The organism is Cupriavidus sp. R6-3 (assembly GCF_059772245.1).
Genome location: NZ_JCBAJO010000296.1, coordinates 1 through 4,803 on the forward strand (window position 1 = coordinate 1; position 4,803 = coordinate 4,803).

General features: G+C 69.3%; 6 protein-coding genes. 3 read left to right on the top strand and 3 right to left on the bottom strand.

The window, feature by feature from the left end; translation table 11 throughout:
* Positions 1-186: 186 nt before the first annotated feature.
* Together AC6EI8_RS24235 and AC6EI8_RS24240 are read left to right on the top strand one after the other, a co-directional pair.
* Positions 187-1,050 carry an NAD(P)-dependent oxidoreductase gene (locus AC6EI8_RS24235; RefSeq protein WP_226106051.1) on the top strand — a complete coding sequence of 288 codons (864 nt, stop codon included), beginning with the start codon at positions 187-189 and terminating at the stop codon, positions 1,048-1,050.
* A gap of 228 nt (positions 1,051-1,278) precedes the next feature.
* Positions 1,279-1,437 carry a DUF3309 domain-containing protein gene (locus AC6EI8_RS24240; RefSeq protein ID WP_006577307.1) on the top strand — a complete coding sequence of 53 codons (159 nt, stop codon included), beginning with the start codon at positions 1,279-1,281 and terminating at the stop codon, positions 1,435-1,437.
* 263 nt (positions 1,438-1,700) lie between these two features.
* Here AC6EI8_RS24240 and AC6EI8_RS24245 read toward each other — a convergent pair whose 3' ends face one another.
* The 3 genes from AC6EI8_RS24245 to AC6EI8_RS24255 all read right to left on the bottom strand — a co-directional run bounded on the left by AC6EI8_RS24245 (position 1,701) and on the right by AC6EI8_RS24255 (position 3,704).
* Positions 1,701-2,489 carry a glycosyltransferase family 2 protein gene (locus AC6EI8_RS24245; protein ID WP_149316214.1) on the bottom strand — a complete coding sequence of 263 codons (789 nt, stop codon included), beginning with the start codon at positions 2,487-2,489 and terminating at the stop codon, positions 1,701-1,703.
* A 184-nt stretch (positions 2,490-2,673) separates the two neighbouring features.
* Positions 2,674-3,444, bottom strand: coding sequence for a 3-oxoacyl-ACP reductase FabG (gene fabG, locus AC6EI8_RS24250; RefSeq protein ID WP_265633726.1), 771 nt, complete (start codon positions 3,442-3,444; stop codon positions 2,674-2,676).
* On the bottom strand, positions 3,444-3,704 hold the full coding sequence (locus AC6EI8_RS24255) for a phosphopantetheine-binding protein (protein WP_006577304.1): 261 nt from the start codon (positions 3,702-3,704) through the stop codon (positions 3,444-3,446). The genes fabG and AC6EI8_RS24255 overlap by 1 nt, the downstream gene beginning before the upstream one ends.
* Positions 3,705-4,005: 301 nt before the next feature.
* On the opposite strand from AC6EI8_RS24255, the gene AC6EI8_RS24260 reads away from it, so the two are divergent.
* Positions 4,006-4,803 (top strand): AMP-binding protein (locus tag AC6EI8_RS24260; RefSeq protein ID WP_498383096.1); only part of this gene is annotated, 798 nt, incomplete at its 3' end.

Genomic DNA, 4,803 nt, shown 5'->3' on the forward strand with positions numbered 1-4,803 from the left:
GGCGATGCCGGGGCGTCGAGCATGGACGGCCGGTAGGTGCCCCCCGGGGCGGACGAACGCGCCCCGTATACTCATGACCCTGGCGCGCCGCGCATCCCCGGATCCGGCGCTCCACCCCAACGCGCGGCACAGCGCGTCTCACCGATCTTTCCCTTCCACATTCGATAACAACACGGAGTAGCAGTCATGCGTGTCGCATTCCTCGGCCTCGGCGTCATGGGCTTCCATATGGCGGGCCACCTGGCCGCCAAGGGGCATCAGGTCACGGTCTACAACCGCACCGCCAGCAAGGCCCAGGCCTGGGTCGAGCGCTTCGGCGGCAAGTCGGCGGCCACGCCCGCGCTGGCCGCGCGCGATGCCGAGCTGGTCTGCAGCTGCGTCGGCAACGACGACGACCTGCGCGCGGTGCTGACCGGCGCCGACGGCGCCTTCGACGCCGCGCCGGCCGGCTGCATCTTCGTCGACCACACCACCGCCAGCGCCAACGTCGCGCGGGAACTGTACGAGCAGGCCAACGCGCGCGGCCTGCACTTCATCGATGCGCCGGTGTCCGGCGGCGAGTCCGGCGCGCAGAACGGCGTGCTGACGGTGATGTGCGGCGGCGACGAGGCGGTGTTCGCGCGCGCCGAGCCGGTGATCTCGGCCTTCGCCCGCGCGGTCACGCGCATCGGCGGCCCGGGCGCCGGGCAGCTTGCCAAGATGGTCAACCAGATCGCGATCGCCGGCCTGCTCGAAGGGCTGTCCGAGGCGATCGCCTTCGGCCAGCGCGCGGGGCTCGACATGCCGCTGGTGCTGTCGGTGATCAGCAAGGGCGCCGCCGGCTCGTGGCAGCTGGAGAACCGCGGACCGACCATGGTCGAAGGCAAGTTCGACTTCGGTTTCGCGGTCGACTGGATGCGCAAGGACCTCGGCCTGTGCCTGGACGAGGCCCGCCGCAACGGCGCCACGCTGCCGGTCACCGCGCTGGTCGACCAGTTCTATGCCGAGCTGCAGCGCGACGGAGGCGGTCGCGACGATACCTCGTCGCTGATCCGCCGCCTGCGCCGATAAGCCTCGGCCCGGAATCGGCACGCGCCAACGTGTTTCCGAAAACATCGCGCGTCGTCCGATTCCTACATGGCTTTCAGCGCCGGACCGGGTGGGAGGCCGGTGGCGCGGGTCTATCGTTGAAGCAACCGGGAGCGGACCCCTAGGCGGCCGAACGGCACCAAGGGGTGGCACGGTATTCAAGACCAACGAACAAACCCGCCAGGCTAGCCCTCGGCAAAGGAGCCTCCCATGACTCTAGGCACCATTCTCCTGATCGTGCTGATCATCCTGCTGATTGGCGCGCTGCCTTCGTGGCCCTACAGCAGCGGCTGGGGCTACTGGCCCAGCGGCGGGCTTGGCCTGATCCTGCTGATCGTGATCGCGCTGGTCGTCATGGGCAGGTTGTAGCGCGTTGCGGCACAAACCGCAGCGGTACCGGTAGGCCTGCCCGCCGCCTTGTTTGGGGACAGGGGGCGACGGGCAGGTGAAAAGGCGGTCGAGAGACCGCCTTTTCTTTGTTTGCGCCGTCGATGTGGGCCGTATCGAGGGGCATGGGTCGGTCGGCGTGGGTCGGTCGGCGTGGGTCGGCATGGGAGACGCCGTTGCTGCCTCTACTCTGCCCATGCCCTCGCCCGCTCGGGAGAGGAAACACCCGGCGAGAATCGGCCCGCTCAGGCCGCGGGCTTCGTCCCCGCGCTGCCGCGCTCGCCCAGGCGGCGCAGCGCCAGCATCGGCAGCCGCAGCAGGAAGCCGACCACCAGCCGGATATGCATCGAGGTCAGCAGGATGTTGTCGCGCACATAGTGGAAGTGCGACACGCCGCCCTCGTCCTCGCGGAAGTAACGCACGGGGGTATCGATGTTGATCGGCCGCACGCCGCGCCAGCACAGCCGGATCGCGACCTCGGGATCGAAGTCCATGCGCCGCATCCAGCGATTGCCCCGCATCACCGCGCACAGCGGCGCGATCGGATAGACGCGAAAGCCATACAGCGAATCGCCGATGCCGGCCCACAGCGTCTCGAGGTCGGCAAACACATTGCTGAGCCGCCGTCCATAGACCCGTGCGCGCGGGGCGCTCTCGTCGAACACCGGCTTGCCCAGCACCATCGCGTCCGGGTTGCGGCGCGACAGCTCCAGCATCTTGCCGATCATCGCGGCGGGATGCTGGCCATCGGAATCCATCGTCAGCGCGTGCGTGTAGCCCTCGGCGGCGGCCTGTTCCAGCCCGTGCAGCACGGCGGCGCCCTTGCCGCGGTTCTTCGGCAACACCAGCACGCGCAGGCCGGGATCGGCCTCGGCCTGCTGCTGCAGCCATTCGGTGCTGCCGTCGGTACTGCCGTCGACGACGACCCAGACCGGGTTCCATTGGGCTCGCGCCTCGCGCACGACCTCGCGCACCTTGGGGCCGGGGTTGTAGCTCGGGATGATCACCAGATGCGTGGTCGAACGTTCGGTCATGCGGCCGTGCTCCATCAATGTGTTGTCCCTGGCCGGCGCGCCGCGCTTGGCGTCCGCCGGCCCTTGCCTGCGCACTGCTCCCTTCTCCTCGACGTTTGTGCCGTACGGTTGGTTCCTTTGCTTCGTTCCGCTTCGTCGCTTTTCGTCCTCAGCGTCCCTCCGCGTCCCTCCGCGTCCCTTTCGCCTAGCCGGTCGCCATGCCGCCGTTGATCGACAGCACCTGCCCGGTGACATAGCCGGCGGCCTCGGAGACCAGATAGGCCACCATCGCCGCCACCTCGTCCGGCTGGCCGGCCCGGCCCATCGGCACCAGCTCGCGGATCCGCTCGGGCGGGAAGGCCGGCTGTGCCATCGGCGAATCGACGATGCCCGGCGCCACCGCATTGACCGTGACGCCGCGCGAAGCCATCTCGATCGCCAGCGAGCGCGTGGCCGCAATCACGCCCGCCTTGGCTGCAGCATAGTTCACCTGACCGCGATTGCCGATCAGGCCTGCCACCGATGCGATATTGACGATGCGCCCCCAGCGGGTCCGCATCATCGGCATCAGCAGGGGCTGGGTCACGTTGAAGAAGCCGTGCAGCGAGACGTCGATGACACGGCGCCATTGCTCGCGCGTCATGCCCACCATCGGCGCGTCGTCGTGGATGCCGGCGTTGTTGACCAGCACCTGCACGGGGCCCTCGGTGAGGATGCGTTGCAAGGCCTGCTCGGTGGCATCGGCATCGGTCACGTCGAAGGCGATCGCCTCGGCGTCGCCGCCGGCGGCGCGGATGCGCTCGGCCACCTGTTGCGCCTCGTCCAGGCGCCGGTTGGCATGGACCCAGACACGGCAGCCGCCCGCGGCAAGGGTCTGGCAGATGGCCTGTCCGAGCGCGCCGCTGCCGCCGGTGACCAGAGCCTGCTTGTGGGCGGGTGCGGGCGCCGCCCGGGGCGTCCGGCGCGTGGGGGGCATCAGCGGGTACGGTTGGCGGCGGTGTAGGCCGCCAGGCTGCCCAGCGTGGCAAAGATGGTCTTGTTGTCCGGATTGTCCGAGCGCAGCTCGAATCCGTACTTCTTGGAGATCAGGAGTGCAATTTCTAGCACGTCGATCGAATCGAGGCCGAAGCCTTCGCCGTACAGCGGCGTATCGGCCGTGACCTGGTCCAGCGTCAGCTCGGTAATGTCCAGTTCGCCGAGAATCATCCGGGCCAGTTCGATTTCGAGATCGGTCATTGTCGCTAAATGTAAGTTATATCGTCGCGGCGGCCCGCCGGGCGGCGCCCGGGGGTGCGCAAAGCCGTGGGGTATACTGCGGCACCGCCTTCGGGCGCAATGCTACCAAGCCCATCGGGTTCGCTCCATACGGGTGAAATTTGGTAACAACCTCGCCGCCACGGCGAGAAACGGAACCCCCACACTTCGGGTCTTCCAGCCATAGTCCCCAAAGATCGATGACCGGACCGCTTCGCCGCCGGCCCGGGAGTGCAGTCTCCGCCCTCCCCGGAAGCCAAGCCGAAGTCCCGACCGCGCCGCCATGCCAGTGTCCCGCATTCCGCGCCGATCGCGCCCACAGAATTCCAGCGCCCGCCCTGCCGGCGGCGCCGAGGCGAACCCGTCCGCCGGGACTCTGCCGCTGATCGCGCATACCCGCGGCGACCAGATCGTCGCCTACCGGGACGGCGCTCCGGTCACCGTGGCGCGCTTCCTCGCCGACGTCCGCGACCTGGCCTCCCGGCTGCCGGCCGGCCGCCACGTCTTCAATATGTGCGCGGATCGCTACCTCTTCACCGTCGGCCTGTGCGCCAGCCTGCTGGCCGACAAGATCAGCCTGCTGCCGCCGGCGCACACCCCGGAAATGGTCCGGGAGCTGGCGACCTTCGCCCCGGATACCTTCTGCCTGCACGACGGCGCCGGCTGCCATTGCAGCGCGGGCGACGCCAGCGGCGCCGGGCTGCCCGGCATGCGGGTGACGCTGCGGGGCACGCACGAAGGCACGCGCGATGACGCACACGGGGATCGGGCCGGCGACGCGGCCGATTTGCCGATCACGATCCCCCGGATCCCGGCGGACCGCACGCTCGCCTACCTGTTCACCTCCGGCTCGACCGGCCTGCCGATGCCGCATCGCAAGAGCTGGGGCGCGATGGTGCGCAATGCGCGTGCCGCCGCGGCCCGGCTGGGCATCGATGCGCTGGCCGGCGCGACGCTGGTCGGCACCGTGCCGGCGCAGCACATGTACGGGCTGGAATGCACCGTGATGCTGGCCCTGCACGGCGGCGTGGCGCTCAGCGCGGCCCATCCCTTCTACCCCTACGACGTCGCCGCCGCGCTG

What these genes read in the sequence shown, in the direction of transcription:
- AC6EI8_RS24235 (WP_226106051.1), top strand. Translation starts at nt 187, where the DNA reads ATGCGTGTCGCATTCCTCGGCCTCGGCGTCATGGGCTTCCATATGGCG.
- AC6EI8_RS24240 (WP_006577307.1), top strand. Translation starts at nt 1,279, where the DNA reads ATGACTCTAGGCACCATTCTCCTGATCGTGCTGATCATCCTGCTGATT.
- AC6EI8_RS24245 (WP_149316214.1), bottom strand. Translation starts at nt 2,489, where the DNA reads ATGACCGAACGTTCGACCACGCATCTGGTGATCATCCCGAGCTACAAC.
- fabG (WP_265633726.1), bottom strand. Translation starts at nt 3,444, where the DNA reads ATGCCCCCCACGCGCCGGACGCCCCGGGCGGCGCCCGCACCCGCCCAC.
- AC6EI8_RS24255 (WP_006577304.1), bottom strand. Translation starts at nt 3,704, where the DNA reads ATGACCGATCTCGAAATCGAACTGGCCCGGATGATTCTCGGCGAACTG.